The sequence below is a fragment of the Myxococcus sp. AM010 genome, from assembly GCF_013372585.1.
Lineage (GTDB): Bacteria > Myxococcota > Myxococcia > Myxococcales > Myxococcaceae > Myxococcus > Myxococcus vastator.
Genome location: NZ_JABXEO010000074.1, coordinates 1 through 12,845, shown reverse-complemented (window position 1 = coordinate 12,845; position 12,845 = coordinate 1). Strand labels below are relative to the sequence as shown.

15 protein-coding genes are annotated in these 12,845 nt (G+C 70.0%); 7 read left to right on the top strand and 8 right to left on the bottom strand.

What is annotated here, in order from left to right; genetic code table 11:
- Nucleotides 1–9 precede the first annotated feature (9 nt).
- Both HV826_RS27650 and HV826_RS27645 read right to left on the bottom strand, forming a co-directional pair.
- Nucleotides 10–1,056: a YihY/virulence factor BrkB family protein gene (locus HV826_RS27650; protein WP_176419960.1), complete on the bottom strand. Its 1,047-nt coding sequence runs from the start codon at nt 1,054–1,056 to the stop codon at nt 10–12.
- Nucleotides 1,057–1,178: 122 nt separating this feature from the next.
- Nucleotides 1,179–2,066 (bottom strand): MTAP family purine nucleoside phosphorylase, encoded by an 888-nt coding sequence (locus tag HV826_RS27645; protein WP_176419959.1) that lies wholly within the window; start codon nt 2,064–2,066, stop codon nt 1,179–1,181.
- 93 nt (nt 2,067–2,159) lie between these two features.
- Here HV826_RS27645 and HV826_RS27640 point away from each other — a divergent pair, with 93 nt between their 5' ends.
- Nucleotides 2,160–2,984 carry a hypothetical protein gene (locus tag HV826_RS27640; protein WP_176419958.1) on the top strand — a complete coding sequence of 275 codons (825 nt, stop codon included), beginning with the start codon at nt 2,160–2,162 and terminating at the stop codon, nt 2,982–2,984.
- A 6-nt stretch (nt 2,985–2,990) separates the two neighbouring features.
- On the opposite strand, the gene HV826_RS27635 is transcribed toward HV826_RS27640, so the two are convergent.
- From HV826_RS27635 to HV826_RS27610, 6 genes are all read right to left on the bottom strand, one after another.
- Nucleotides 2,991–3,839, bottom strand: a complete 849-nt coding sequence (locus HV826_RS27635; RefSeq protein ID WP_176419957.1) for an ATP-grasp domain-containing protein — start codon at nt 3,837–3,839, stop codon at nt 2,991–2,993.
- A 9-nt stretch (nt 3,840–3,848) separates the two neighbouring features.
- On the bottom strand, nt 3,849–4,502 hold the full coding sequence (gene alkB, locus HV826_RS27630; RefSeq protein ID WP_176419956.1) for a DNA oxidative demethylase AlkB: 654 nt from the start codon (nt 4,500–4,502) through the stop codon (nt 3,849–3,851).
- A gap of 9 nt (nt 4,503–4,511) precedes the next feature.
- Entirely contained in the window at nt 4,512–5,201 is a 690-nt protein-coding gene (locus HV826_RS27625; RefSeq protein ID WP_368671005.1) for a 2OG-Fe(II) oxygenase, read from the bottom strand.
- 67 nt (nt 5,202–5,268) lie between these two features.
- Entirely contained in the window at nt 5,269–6,246 is a 978-nt protein-coding gene (locus tag HV826_RS27620) for a DMT family transporter (RefSeq protein WP_176419954.1), read from the bottom strand.
- Nucleotides 6,219–7,238, bottom strand: a complete 1,020-nt coding sequence (queG, locus tag HV826_RS27615) for a tRNA epoxyqueuosine(34) reductase QueG (protein ID WP_176419953.1) — start codon at nt 7,236–7,238, stop codon at nt 6,219–6,221. Before queG ends, HV826_RS27620 begins: the two co-directional genes overlap by 28 nt.
- Nucleotides 7,235–7,813: a cob(I)yrinic acid a,c-diamide adenosyltransferase gene (locus tag HV826_RS27610; protein WP_176419952.1), complete on the bottom strand. Its 579-nt coding sequence runs from the start codon at nt 7,811–7,813 to the stop codon at nt 7,235–7,237. The genes queG and HV826_RS27610 overlap by 4 nt, the downstream gene beginning before the upstream one ends.
- A gap of 148 nt (nt 7,814–7,961) precedes the next feature.
- Here HV826_RS27610 and HV826_RS27605 point away from each other — a divergent pair, with 148 nt between their 5' ends.
- The 6 genes from HV826_RS27605 (at nt 7,962) to HV826_RS27580 (ending at nt 12,723) form a co-directional block, all read left to right on the top strand.
- Nucleotides 7,962–8,756 (top strand): thymidylate synthase, encoded by a 795-nt coding sequence (locus HV826_RS27605; protein WP_176419951.1) that lies wholly within the window; start codon nt 7,962–7,964, stop codon nt 8,754–8,756.
- Nucleotides 8,753–9,232, top strand: a complete 480-nt coding sequence (locus tag HV826_RS27600) for a dihydrofolate reductase (protein WP_176419950.1) — start codon at nt 8,753–8,755, stop codon at nt 9,230–9,232. The genes HV826_RS27605 and HV826_RS27600 overlap by 4 nt, the downstream gene beginning before the upstream one ends.
- 75 nt (nt 9,233–9,307) lie before the next feature.
- Nucleotides 9,308–9,541: a hypothetical protein gene (locus HV826_RS27595; RefSeq protein WP_176419949.1), complete on the top strand. Its 234-nt coding sequence runs from the start codon at nt 9,308–9,310 to the stop codon at nt 9,539–9,541.
- Between the two features lie 100 nt (nt 9,542–9,641).
- Entirely contained in the window at nt 9,642–10,001 is a 360-nt protein-coding gene (locus HV826_RS27590; protein ID WP_163778816.1) for a hypothetical protein, read from the top strand.
- Between the two features lie 67 nt (nt 10,002–10,068).
- A complete protein-coding gene (locus HV826_RS27585) occupies nt 10,069–11,922 on the top strand; it encodes an FTR1 family protein (RefSeq protein WP_176419948.1) in 1,854 nt (617 codons plus the stop codon).
- 36 nt (nt 11,923–11,958) lie between these two features.
- On the top strand, nt 11,959–12,723 hold the full coding sequence (locus HV826_RS27580; protein ID WP_368671004.1) for a GlsB/YeaQ/YmgE family stress response membrane protein: 765 nt from the start codon (nt 11,959–11,961) through the stop codon (nt 12,721–12,723).
- Nucleotides 12,724–12,845: the final 122 nt, after the last annotated feature.

Below are 12,845 nucleotides of genomic sequence, written 5' to 3'. Positions count from 1 at the left end.
CCGGACGGCTCAGTGCATCGTGGAGGAGCGGGCGTCCTGCTCCTCCACGGTGGGCTCGGGCTCCTGGCCCCGGGCCACGCGGCGCCGCCACCGGAAGCGCGCCAGCTTCGAGCGCATGGCGCTGCTGGCGCTCTTGGCCGCGCCGGGCGTCTTCAGGGGCGGCTCCAGCGGCGCGGGCTCCCCGAAGCCGCGGGCGCCCTTCGACTTCCCCTCCACCGAGGCGTGCTCGAGGATGGCGTTGATTTCGCCTCCGACGATGAAGATGAGCCCGGAGAGGTAGAGCCACAGCAGCAGCACCATCACCCCGCCGATGGAGCCGTAGGTGACGTTGTACTTGCCGAAGTGCTCCACGTACTGCGTGAAGCCCCAGGTGCTCGTCAGCCACAGGCCCGTGCCCAGAACGGAGCCGGGGGTGATGTACTTGAAGCGCTGCTTCACGTCGGGCAGCAGGTAGTAGCAGCTCGCCAGCACCAGCATCACCAGTGACGCGGTGAAGGGCCAGCGCAGCCAGGACCACACGAGGTGGAAGGCGTCCACGAGTTGCAGCTTCCCCGCCAGCCACAGCCCCAGCCGCCCGCCGAGCAGGAACACGGCGAAGGACAGCGGGATGAGCAGCGAGCCCATCAGCGTCACCAGCATCGCAAGGCCCTGCGTCTTCCAGAGGGGCCGGGTCTCGGAGACGTCGTAGGCCAGGTTGAGCGCGGTGCGCAGCGCGTTCACGCCGCGCGAGGCGGACCAAAGCGTGATGACCAGACCGGCCGTCAGCAGCTTGGGCTGAGGCTGGTTGACCAGGGACTGCAGGTGCCCGGTGATGAGCCCCAGCGCGTCCCCCGGCACCAAGGGGCGGATGCGGTCCATCATCGCGTCCACCGCTCCCGGGGCGATGGGCAGGTACGCCACCAGCGTGACGAGGAAGAAGAGGAAGGGGAACAGCGAGAACAGCAGGTAGTACGACAACTGCGCCGCGATGTCGGTGACGCTGTCCTCCTGGAACTCCTTCACGAAGCGGCGGCTGAACTCGCGCCAGGACAGGTGCTTGAGTCTGGGCCGCCGCATGCTCGCCTCCTCGCTCCGAGTCGTACCGGGGCCCAGAAGGTGAAAACGGAAGCGCGCTTTGGCAGCGGGCGGTCAGGCGAGCGCACGGCGTGTGGCTCGGCCGAATGCTGGGTGAAGTGTCGTCAGGCGACGTTGGGCGGGAGGTATCTGCCCAGCAGTGGACGGAGGCGTCCGCGCACCTCGTCGGGGATGCGGGTGCGCTCGGTGCCGATGGCCAGGGCCAGCGCGGTGTCGCAGCGGCAGGTGGCGCGGGCCTCGCCGATGCGAGGCAGCGCGCGGCGGATGAGCGCGGCGCCGCTGGCGGTGACGGCCTTCCGGTTGTGGGAGATCTGCGCCAGCAGGTCGTCATGCGCCTGCCCCGGCGCGCGCTGCTGCCACGAGTCGTAGTCCGTGGGCAGGGCCACCAGGGCGTAGTGGAGCTCCGCCTCGCGGGCGAGCCGGGCCTCGGGCATGCCCGTCATGCCCACCAGGTCCCCTCCCCACGTGCGGTAGAGCATGCTCTCCGCGCGGGTGCTGAGGGACGGCCCTTCGATGCAGACGTAGGTGGCCTCGGGGTGCACGGTGGGCCCCAGCGGGTCCCTGGCGTGCTCGAGCACCTGGCGCAGGGTGCCGCAGAAGGGGTTGCCCAGGTCCACGTGGACGGCGACGTCGTCGTAGAAGGTGCAGGGGCGGCGGTAGGTGCGGTCGATGACCTGGTCCGGCAGGGCGAGCTGGAGCGGCTGGATGTGCTCGCGCAGGCTGCCCACCGTGCCGGTGGCGAGGACGTGGGTGACGCCCAGGACCTTCAGCGCGTACATGTTGGCGCGGTAGGGCGCGCGGGTGGCGTTGTAGACGTGGCCGGCGCCGTGGCGGGCGACGAAGGCGACAAAGACGCCGTTGAGCTCGGTGGTGACGATGGGGCCCGCGTGAGGACCGAAGGGTGTCTCCAAGATGTGGGAGTCGCCCTTGCCGGGGATGCCCAGCGCCTGGGCCAGCCCGGGGCTCCCGATGATGCCCACCCTGACAGCCATGTGCCTCCTCGTGGCGCGACCATCGCGCCAGGGGACCATAACGCGCCCCCCTGGCGCCGGAACCCCAGAAGACTGGTAGTTTTCGTAATCGCCATGCGAGCCCTCCTGATTCTTGGCCTGACCCTCGCCGCCGGCCCCGCCGCGGCCGCCGTCCCTTCTGGCTGCCAGGAGGACTACGCGACCTGCAAGGAGGACTGCTCCATCGAGTACGGCGGCAGCGGGCGCACCATCAAGCAGCTCACCCACTGTCTGGCCGAATGTCAGGAGAACGTGGGCCTGTGTGCGGACCGGCACTCGTCGCTGAAGGGCATGCCCGCTGGAGTGGTGGCGGATCCGCCGAAGCGGCGGAGGGGGAAGAAGCTGACTCGCGAGGAGGACCCGTTTGGTGACGGGGATGCGCAGCCCACACGCAAGCGCAGGAGCCGCGAGGACGATCCGTTCGGGGATGAGCAGTCCTCGGGCCGGCGGGACGGTTACCGCGCGTCGGAGTCCTCCGTGGCGGCGGAGCCTTCGCGCCGCGCGCCGGAGCCTGTTCCTCCGCCGCCTCCGTCCTCCGGTGTCGCCGTGGAGGCCACGCGGACGGGCGTGTACCGGGCGACGGAGTCGGATCCACCTCCGTCCCCGACGCCCGCCTCGGCCCCCGCGGACCCGACGTCACTGGGCGACCTGGACTCGCCGGATGACGAGCCCACGGTGATGGCGCCGCCAGAGCCTGCGCCGGCCGCGCCCGAGCCGGTGAAACCCACCCCGCCCGCCGTCTCCGCGAGTCCGGCGAAGAAGGATCCACTGCTCGATGAAGACGTGTCCGACGCCCGACCTCCGGCCGTGAAGAAGCCCGCGCCTAGCAAGTCCAGCCGACCGGCGCTGCCCCCTGAGCCCGAGTACGACATCTCCGACTGGGACCCGAACGGGGATTGAGGCGCGCTACGACGCTCCGAGTCCACGCTCGACGTCGAGGATGGCCCGCCAGAGCGCGAACGGGGAGATCCCCGCGTAGCCGCTCTCCTGGCCGTCGTTGCACTCAATGACAATCCACCGGCCCGATATCTCCTGGGCCACGTCCACCACGAGGAAGGGCACGTCCAGCCGACGCGCCACCTCACGCCCGAGCCCGAGCGCCTCGTGCTGCTCTTCCGGCGTGAGGGTGTACGACGTGCCCTGCCACCAATAGGGCCCCCACCCCACCAGTTGGCCCTTCCACCAGAAGGTGCGGAACTCGAAGGAGCTGGGGATGCGGTCCGGCGCGCCCTCTTCGACTCGGCGCAAGGGCCTCAACTCCCGGCACACCACTCGCTGCCAGTGCAGGATGGGGTCCTCTGCGTAGGCCTGCATCGCCTGGCGGAACTGCTCGGGCCCTTCAATGATGGAGAGTGACTTGCGGTGCCGGCTGGTCTGCCGCTCACCCTTCACGAACACGGGCCATCCCAGCAGGTGCTCCACGGTCTCCGCGTCCGGCCGCTCATCGAACCAGACGCTGCGCGGCGTCAGGTCCGTGAGCTTCGGGTACCAATGAGGCAGCTCCGTGGCGAGCAGATGCTGCTCGGGCGTGTGCACCAGGTGGATGCCCGCGTCCGCCAGCTCGCGGAAGCGCTCGGCGTAGTCGCTCCAGACGCCGACCCGGGCCACCACGTCCATGGGCTCAGGCAGTACATACGGACGGCGGCACGCGAAGAAGCGGTCGAAGGCGAAGTCGTAGATGCCTTGCCCGGTCTGCGCGGTCAAAAGCCACAGCCGCTCTTCCACCTGGAGCAGGTCTTCACCCGGACGAAGCATGGGCACATTCTACTGCGCCTTGCGGAACGTCAGGTTGATGCGATGCCCACCCACCCGCGGATGGTGGCCCGGCTTGAGCGGCATGACGCCGTGGTAGCGCAGGCGGGCTGGCCCGCCCCATACGACCACGTCGCCGTGGCTCAGGCGCACCCGCGCCGACGAGTCCGCTCGCTCCGCTCCACCGAAGAGGAAGACCGCCGGGAGCCCCAGTGAGACGGAGACGATGGGCGCGGTGAAATCACGCTCGTCCTTGTCCTGGTGCAGCGACATCTTCGCGCCGGGCTCGTAACGATTCACCAGGCACGCATCGGGCGTGAACCCATCAAAACCGGCCTTCGCGGCGGCCATCCGCGCGAGTCGCAGGAAGACCGCCGGCATCTCCGGCCAGGGCCGCCCCTGCACCGGGTCCACGTCGGCATAGCGATACCCCGTCCGGTCCGTGACCCAGCCCCACGCACCACAGTTCGTCATCGCCACCGACATGCGGAACCCGCCCGGCGTCTCCATGTGGCGGAACGGCGAAGCGAGCGAGACGTCGTGGACCGCGCTCAGCAGCTCCGCGTCCTGGGTCAGCGCGAAGCCCCGAAGCACCCTGGCACCAGCGCCCAGCGATTCCTCGCGAGGACCGGTGCCACCCAGGCCGTCGAACAGGTCCATCGTCATGCTCGCACCTCAAGCCGCATCATGGAAGATGACGCCCACCGTATGACGCTGTCCCGAGCGGATGCGGCTGACGCCGTGCCGGAGGTTGACGCGGTACACACCTCGCGTGCCCTGCACCGGGCGGTGATGGACGGCGAACACCACGGCGTCTCCCTGGCGCAGCGGGACGACCTCCGCGCGTGACTGCATGCGCGGACGCTGCTCGGTGAGGACGAACTCGCCTCCCGTGAAGTCCCGTCCGGGCTCCGACAGCAGAATCGCCACCTGGAGCGGAAAGACGTGCTCCCCATAGAGGTCCTGGTGCAGGCAGTTGTAGTCGTCCGCCGCGTACCGCAACAGCAGCGGCGTGGGCCGCAACTGCCCCGCCGCGTGGCAGCGTTCAAGGTATGCCGCATGGGACTCCGGATATCGCACCTCGATGCCCATGGCCGTGTTCCAGCGGTTCGCAATCGGCGCGAGCCGGGGGTACAGCGCCTCGCGCAGCCCGGCGACCACGTTCGGCAGCGGGTACTGGAAGTACTTGTACTCCCCTCTTCCGAAGCCGTGCCGCGCCATCACCACGCGGCTGCGGAACACGGCGTCTTCCGGGTACAGCGCCGCCAGGGCGTCACACTCCGCCGGCGTGACGAGCCGCTCCAACGTCGCGCAGCCTCGCGCGTCCAGTTCCTCCGAAATCCGTGCCCAATCGACGTCGGCCACCCGCTCCGGGACATGCATGACTGGAAACTAAAGGGCGGAGACGGGCCTGGCACTCCGAGTCTTGCGGCTATCCGACGCTCGATGAGGCGGGAGGCTGCGCTGGCGCGGCCGGCGCCACAGCGGGCGGCCGGACATGCGCCGCCTGCGTAAGCCGCACCCCCAGGAGCACGAGCACACCGCCCACCGCGACCTCCCAGTGCAGCGCCTCATCCAGGATGGCCCACGCGGCCAGCGCGGTCGCCGCGGGCTGGAGGTTGGAGAACACGGCCACCTTCGACGCGGGCACCCTCGACAGCGCGAAGTACCAGAGCAGATACGCCACCACCGACGTCAGCAGGCCCAGGTAGACGATGGAGTACCGGGCCGCGGGGCTCGCCGCGAGCACCGCGTCCGGCTTCGCGAAGAACGGCGCCATCAGCAGCATCATCAACGTGGAGGCCACCATGCTCCACGCCGTCGCGCGAATCGGTCCGTGGATGGCGACGAACGGCTTGCCCTCCGTCGTGTACACCACCCACGACATCACCGCGCCCAGGATGAGCAGGTCGCCCGTCAACGAGCCACTCGCATCCGCCAGCCCGCGCCCCAGCAGCAACACCACCACGCCCGCGAACGCCGTGACGATGCCACCCATCGCCCGGAGCGAGGCCCGCTCATGCCCTCGTCCCAGGCTGAGCAGGTACACGCCCAGCGGCGTCAGCGCATAGAGCAGCGCCGCGTGCGCCGCCGTCGACTGGGCCAGGCCATGGAAGAAGAACACCTGGTTCACCGGCCCCGCCAGCAGGCCCAACAGCAGCACCCGCCCCCACTCGGCGCGCGGCGGCAGCCTGGGCCCGGGCAGGAACCACAAGAGCAGCACGAACACCGAGCCGCTCAACACGAAGCGCCACAGCACCACCGTGAGCGGCGCCAGCTCCGACATCGCGCGTTTGCCCGCCAGGTATGTCCCCGCGCTGATGAGGACCTGGAGGATGAGCCCGGCGTAGACCGGGCCCAGGGACTGCGGAGAGGTGGACGTCAGGGGTCGAGCTGAAGGAGCGCCCATTGCGCGGCGGTACGTACCAATTCGCTCGAATCGCCGCAGAGCTTTTCCAGCAACGGTTTCGCATCCGCCTGCTTCGCCACCCCCAACGCATACACGGCGTTGCGGCGCAGCCCGTCGTAGCGTGCGCGCGCCAGCGCGGTGCCAGGTATTAGGTGCTCATACTGTTCCAGTGTGAGTCCCGCGAGTTCGCGCACACCCAACTCCGCCACCGCGCGAGGCGCGAAGCGCGGGTGCTCGGCGAACACCGGTCGGCGGTTCAGCGGACACACCTGCTGGCAGATGTCGCAGCCGAAAATCAGGTTGTCGAACTTGAGCCGGAACGCCTCCGGCACCTGCTGCTCGCGGTTCTCGATGGTCTGGTAGGACAGGCACGCGCGCGCGTCCACGCGGCCATTGCCCACCAGCGCGCCCGTGGGGCAGGACATGAGGCAGCGGCGGCACGCGCCACACCGGTCCGCCGCCGGGCCGTTGCCATAGTCGTCGACCTCGGCATCCACCACGAGCGTGGCCAGCAGCACCCACGAGCCATAGGGCTCGGTGATGAAGCAGCCGTTCTTCCCCACGTAGCCGAGCCCCGCGCGCGCCGCCCACACCTTCTCCATCAACGGCCCACTGTCCACGCCGCCGTAGGTGCCCAGCCCCGGGTACATCACATTGAGCGCCTTGCGGAACGCCTTCATCCGGTCGCGCAGCGTGGAGTGGTAGTCACGTCCCCGGGCGTACCGCGCGATGGGCGAGCCCACCGTCTCCGCGTCGTCGCGCCAGTAGTTGTTCGCGAAGGAGATGACCGTCTTCGCGCCCGGCAGCAGGACCGAGACGTCCAGCCGCTCGGCGGCCCGCTCGCCCATCCAGTCCATGTCCGCCGCGTAGCCCGCCGCCACCCACGACAGCAGGAATTCAGGCGGAATGGGCTCGGCGCGCGCGAACCCCACCAGGTCGAAGCCCCCCGAACTGGCGAGGTCCCGCAGATGGGAGGTGGGCAGCATGCTCACAGGGGCGCGTCCGACGACTTGGAGGGCTTCGCCGGAATCCACTTCACGTCTTCCACGCTCGCGCGGTGGTTGACCACGCGCGCCAGGACGAAGAGCAGGTCGGAGAGCCTGTTGAGATAGACGACCACCGCCCGCGGAATCTTCCCTTCGCGCAGCAGCGGCACCGTGCGGCGCTCGGCGCGGCGGCAGACGGTGCGCGCCAGGTGCAGCGCGCTCGCGGCCTGCGTGCCTCCGGGCAGGATGAAGTGGGTCATCGGAGCCAGCTCCGCTTCGAAGCCGTCGATGGCGCGCTCCATGTCCTCGGCCCACTCGGCCCTCAGCTCGGGGATGTGCGCCGAGGCCTTCGTGCCCTCGGGCGTGGCCAGCACCGCGCCCACCGTGAAGAGCTGGTCCTGGAGCCGGTGGAGCAGCGCGTCCACGTCCGTGGGCCCCTCGAAGCTCCGCACCAGGCCGAGGGTCGCGTTCAGCTCGTCCACTTCCCCATACGCGTCCACACGCACGTCGTCCTTCGCGACGCGTCCGCCACCGAACAGACCGGTCTCTCCGGCATCACCGCTCTTCGTGTAGATTTTCATGTCCCGGCTTCTAACGGTGCGTCGCGACTGGCGTCCATGAGAAGCCGCAGGCTTGCGACACACGTGTGGGGGGCTCTACGCATTTCACTCCGAGCGGCGCGCCTGCTTAGGGCTTTGAGTCGGCCACCGGCTCAGTTACATGGGCCCCATGCAGCCCTATCTGTCCCTGCTCGACCACGTCCTGCACCACGGGGTGAAGAAGGGCGACCGTACCGGCACCGGGACGCTCAGCGTCTTCGGGCCCCAGCTCCGGTTCGACCTCACGCAAGGCTTCCCGCTCCTCACCACGAAGAAGCTGCACACGAAGTCCATCCTCCACGAGCTGCTGTGGATGCTCGCGGGGGACACCAACGTGCGCACGCTCCAGGCCCAGGGCGTCACCATCTGGGACGAGTGGGCCAACGCCGACGGCAGCCTGGGCCCCGTGTACGGGCACCAGTGGCGCTCGTGGACGGCGCCCGGCGGCGGGCACATCGACCAGATGAAGGCGCTGGTGGAGGGGCTGAAGAAGAACCCCGACTCGCGCCGCCACATCATCAGCGCGTGGAACGTGGCGGACCTGCCGTCCATGAAGCTGCCGCCCTGCCACGTCCTCTTCCAGTTCTACGTGGCCAACGGACGGCTGTCCTGCCAGCTCTACCAGCGCAGCGCGGACCTCTTCCTGGGGCTGCCCTTCAACATCGCCTCGTACTCGCTGCTGACGATGATGGTGGCGCAGGTGACGGGCCTGCAGGCGCACGAGTTCATCCACACCGTGGGCGACGCGCACCTCTACCTGAACCACGTCGAGCAGGCGAAGGCGCAGTTGGCGCGCGAGCCGCGTCCCCTGCCTCGCATGCGCCTCAACCCCGAGGTGACGGACCTCTTCGCCTTCAAGTACGAGGACTTCACGCTCGAAGGCTACGAGCCGCACCCCGCCATCAAGGCGCCCGTGGCCGTATGAAGCTGTCCGCCATCGTCGCCATGGCGGCGAACCGCGTCATCGGCGCGGGCAACCAGCTCCCGTGGCGGCTGCCCGCGGACCTCGCGCGCTTCAAGCGCATCACCATGGGCCACACCCTGGTGATGGGGCGCAAGACATACGAGTCCATTGGCCGCCCGCTGCCGGGCCGCACCTTCATCGTCGTCACCCGTCAGCGCGACTTCGCGCCCCCAGGCGTCCAGGTGGCGCACTCCGTGGACGAAGCGCTCTCCCGGGCGGAAGCCAGCGGCGACCCGGAGGTCTTCATCGCCGGAGGCGCGGACCTCTACGCCCAGACGATGGACCGCGTGCGGCGCCTCTATCTCACGCGCATCGCCCAGGACTTCCCCGGTGACACCCGGTTCCCTGACGTGGACCTGTCGGGTTGGACCTGCGTCGAAGAGGAAGCACACCCCGACGCCGAGCCGCCCCACACCTTCCTCACCTACGAGCGCTGACGCGCGCCTACATTCCTTCCCTCAAACGTTAAGCGCACAATCCGGACTTCACCCGTCAGTCCCAAGGAGCTCCGGATGCGCAAGACGTGGATGCAAGGACTTGGATTGGTTGCGGCGGTGGTGATGATGGCCTGTGGCGGCCCCGTGGAAGAGGCCCCCGTGGAGGAAATGGGCAGCGCCGAGCAGGAGCTGCGCATGTGTGACCTGCAGGGCCGGTGTGCCGCCAACGAGGTCTGCGTGGGCGGCCCCGGCGGCACCTGTTACCCGTGCAACCGCTTCCCGCAGTACTGCGACATCGTCATCGAATAGCGCGCAGGTGCAGCACTTTGAGGCGCCCGGCCATCCATCCGGCCGGGGGCCTCCCGTCCCGTCGCGTGGCACCTCCCGACGCCATGCACACCTCCACGGGATGCAGACCACCCTTTTGTCTCGTCCCATCGAAGTGCCCTGGCGGACCGCGGCCCTCTCCAGCGCCGCCGTGCTCACGGCTTCCAACGTGGCCGCGCTCGTGGCCAGCCTCCGGCTCGCTCCCTTGCTGCGCCACCGGCTGAGGCCGCGGCCTCGTGCCCTCCCCGCCCTGGCCGTCGGGGCCACCGCGCTGGGTGCGCTCGCCATCGGCGCGCTCAGCATCGGCACCCTGGCCATCCGCGCCCTGACCATTGGCAAGCTGCGGGGTGACGACTGGCAGGTGGACTCACTCCGCGTGGGCTCGCTCCAGGTCGTGGAGACGATTGGACCCTCGGGCTACTCCGACGTGAGCGCGACCTGACTCCGGCTGATTTTGAAGTTGCTTCGCAAGATTGAAAGGCCACCACCCCACTGGTAGAGGGGGTGGCATGACTCGCGCCGCCTCGCTGCTGGTGTTCCTCCTGCTTGCCCTGCCTGTGGCGTCCCGCGCGGACAACGGCGCCTCCGAGGAACGTACGTGGCACCGGCTCATCGGCATCCTCCAGTACCTGGAAGCGGACTATCCGCTCGCCATCGAGTCGCAGTCCGCGTTCGAGATGGAGGAGCAGAAGAGCTTCGCGGCGGAGGCGGTGGACGCGGCGCGCGGCCTGGGCCCCGCCGCGGCGGCCTTCCTGCCGCGCGTGGAGGCCATCCAGGCCCGCGTGGACAAGGGCGAGGACCCCCAGGGCGTCAGCCGCGACTGCGGTGAGCTGGTGGAGAACCTCGTCACGGCTGGAGGGCTGGCCCGCAGTCCGCGCCGCCCGCCGGACCTGGCGCTGGGCCAGTCGCTCTTCGCCACCAACTGCGCCGCGTGCCACGGCGCCGACGGCAGCGCGAACGTGGCCATCGCCGCCAACATGGAGCCGGCGCCCGCCAACTTCCAGGACGCGGAGCTGATGGAAGGCCTCACGCCGTACAAGGCCTTCAACACCACCAGCTTCGGCGTGCCGGGCACCGCGATGCCGGCCTACCCCACCCTGTCCGAGGAGGAGCGCTGGTCGCTGGCCTTCTACGTCTTCACCATGCGCCTGCCCGAGTGCGAGGGCACGCCGCCGCGCATCTCCCTGGAGCGGCTGGCCAACGCCACCGACGCGGACCTGGTGAAGGAGTTCGGCCAGGAAAACCTGGCCTGTCTGCGCCGGAAGATGCTGGACGCGGACGAGGAGCGCTCGCTGCTCGCCGCCCGGGAGAACGTGCAGCAGGCCATGCGCCTGGGCGCCGCGGGAGACTTCGCGGGCGCGAAGGGGGCGCTGCTGGACGGCTACCTCAACGGCGTGGAGCCGGTGGAGCCCAAGCTCAGCGCGCGCGACTCAGCGCTGACGCTGAAAATCGAGCAGGGCTTCCTCAAGGCCCGCATGGCGGCGGAGCGCGGCAGCCCGCACCTCCAGGACGAGGGCCGGGAGCTGCTGGCGCTGCTGGACCAGGCGCGGCGTGACTCAGGCACCACCGCGAGCCTGCTGTCCACGATGTGGCTGACGCTGCTCATCCTGCTGCGCGAGGGCTTCGAAGCGACCATCATCGTCGCGGCGCTGCTGGCCGCGCTGCGGAAGATGAAGGCCACCGAGCACGCCCGCGTGGTGCACTTCGGCTGGATTTCCGCGCTCATCGTCGGCGCGCTGTCCTACGTGCTCGGCCGCCACCTGCTGGCCGGTGCCCAGCGCGAGTGGCTGGAAGGCATCGCCGCGCTCGTGGCGGTGGCCATGCTGCTGTACGCGGCGCTGTGGCTCAACGCCCGCTCCAACATCAGCCAGTTCATGGGCGAGCTGCGCGAGAAGCTGCAGGGCGCGCTGGGCCGCGGCAGCATGCCAGGCCTGTTCCTCATCGCCTTCACCGCCGTGCTGCGCGAGAGCTTCGAGACGGCCATCTTCCTCCAGGGGCTCGCGCTGGACTCGCCGGAGGGCGTGGCCTGGGGCGCGCTCGCCGGCGCGGTGGCCCTGGTGGCCCTGGTCCTCTTCATCAACCGGCTGGGGTACCGCCTGCCGATGAAGACGCTCTTCAACGCGTCCACCGTCATCCTGGTCCTCACCTCGGTGATGCTGCTGGGCAAGGGCCTGCACTCGCTGCAGGAAGTCGGCGCGCTGCCGCTGGCGCCCGTGCCCTTCGTCACCGTGGACCTCCTGGGCATCTATCCGGACGCGCTCTCGCTCGTTCCCCAGCTCCTGCTGGGCGGCGTCCCGCTGGTGCTCGTCCTGCTGCGCCGCAAGGGCCGTGCCCAGCCTGTCTCCGAGGCCTCCGCGGGCTAGGCGACGCGCGCCCGTCGTTGCGGTAGCGTGCCCCAGGTGAAGGTTTCGCGAGCGCACTCCATCGGGTTGGCCATGCTGGTCCTCTCCTCGGGGCAGAGCGCCGCCTGGGCGCAGGAGCCCCCCGCGAGTGAGCCCGCCCGGGCGCCCGCCTCCGAGCTGACGCCGCCGCCCCTGGTTCCAGCCCCGGGCGACTGGGACGTGCCCACACGCAGCGACGTCGACGCGGAGGGAGCCTCTCGTTCAGGACAGGAGCCGGAGGGCACGACCTCCGTCAACGAACAGGCCCTTCCTGGCAAGGCCCGCGCCCGCCCCGAGGACCCCGTGCCACGGGTGGCGGTGGAGTTCGTGGCCGGCGCCGGTGGCGGCCTCATCGCGGGCACCGTGGGCATGCTCACCGGCTTCATCGTGGGTGCGTCCACGGTGGGCTGCGACGAGTGCGGCATCGTCGCGGGTGTCGGTGGCTTCACCGGCGTGGTGGTGGGAATCCCCGCCGGGACGTGGCTGGGCGGCAGGCTCATGGGCGGCCGGGGCACCCTCCTCGCCACCGCGGGTGGCAGCCTCGTGGGCTGGGGGGGGGCGCTGATTGGCTCCGCGCTGCTGGGCATCGGAGACAACGAACCCGGCGGCGCGGTGTTCCTGCTGCTGCTCCCCGTGGTGGGCGCCGTCGCGGGGTATGAGCTCTCATCGCCGGAAGAGGAGCGCCCCGCGCTCACCCGCAAGGCCCCGAGCACGTTCCAGGTGGTCCCCGTCGCGGGGATGGGTGAACGCGGGCCGCGCCTGGGCCTCGCCGGCAGCTTCTGAGGCAACGCCCCCGGGGCAGCCGCGCGCCGTCCGTTCAGCGCGAAACCCGCCACGGAGGCGATGGCATCCGTGCCCGAGCCGTGCTCTCACTCCGGGCATCAGCGCCATGCCCTCCCATCCGC

What these genes read in the sequence shown, in the direction of transcription:
- HV826_RS27620 (WP_176419954.1), bottom strand. Translation starts at nt 6,246, where the DNA reads ATGGGCGCTCCTTCAGCTCGACCCCTGACGTCCACCTCTCCGCAGTCC.
- HV826_RS27600 (WP_176419950.1), top strand. Translation starts at nt 8,753, where the DNA reads ATGAAGCTGTCCGCCATCGTCGCCATGGCGGCGAACCGCGTCATCGGC.
- HV826_RS27610 (WP_176419952.1), bottom strand. Translation starts at nt 7,813, where the DNA reads ATGAAAATCTACACGAAGAGCGGTGATGCCGGAGAGACCGGTCTGTTC.
- HV826_RS27595 (WP_176419949.1), top strand. Translation starts at nt 9,308, where the DNA reads ATGCGCAAGACGTGGATGCAAGGACTTGGATTGGTTGCGGCGGTGGTG.
- HV826_RS27645 (WP_176419959.1), bottom strand. Translation starts at nt 2,066, where the DNA reads ATGGCTGTCAGGGTGGGCATCATCGGGAGCCCCGGGCTGGCCCAGGCG.
- HV826_RS27635 (WP_176419957.1), bottom strand. Translation starts at nt 3,839, where the DNA reads ATGCTTCGTCCGGGTGAAGACCTGCTCCAGGTGGAAGAGCGGCTGTGG.
- HV826_RS27590 (WP_163778816.1), top strand. Translation starts at nt 9,642, where the DNA reads ATGCAGACCACCCTTTTGTCTCGTCCCATCGAAGTGCCCTGGCGGACC.
- HV826_RS27640 (WP_176419958.1), top strand. Translation starts at nt 2,160, where the DNA reads ATGCGAGCCCTCCTGATTCTTGGCCTGACCCTCGCCGCCGGCCCCGCC.
- HV826_RS27650 (WP_176419960.1), bottom strand. Translation starts at nt 1,056, where the DNA reads ATGCGGCGGCCCAGACTCAAGCACCTGTCCTGGCGCGAGTTCAGCCGC.
- HV826_RS27605 (WP_176419951.1), top strand. Translation starts at nt 7,962, where the DNA reads ATGCAGCCCTATCTGTCCCTGCTCGACCACGTCCTGCACCACGGGGTG.
- HV826_RS27585 (WP_176419948.1), top strand. Translation starts at nt 10,069, where the DNA reads ATGACTCGCGCCGCCTCGCTGCTGGTGTTCCTCCTGCTTGCCCTGCCT.
- alkB (WP_176419956.1), bottom strand. Translation starts at nt 4,502, where the DNA reads ATGACGATGGACCTGTTCGACGGCCTGGGTGGCACCGGTCCTCGCGAG.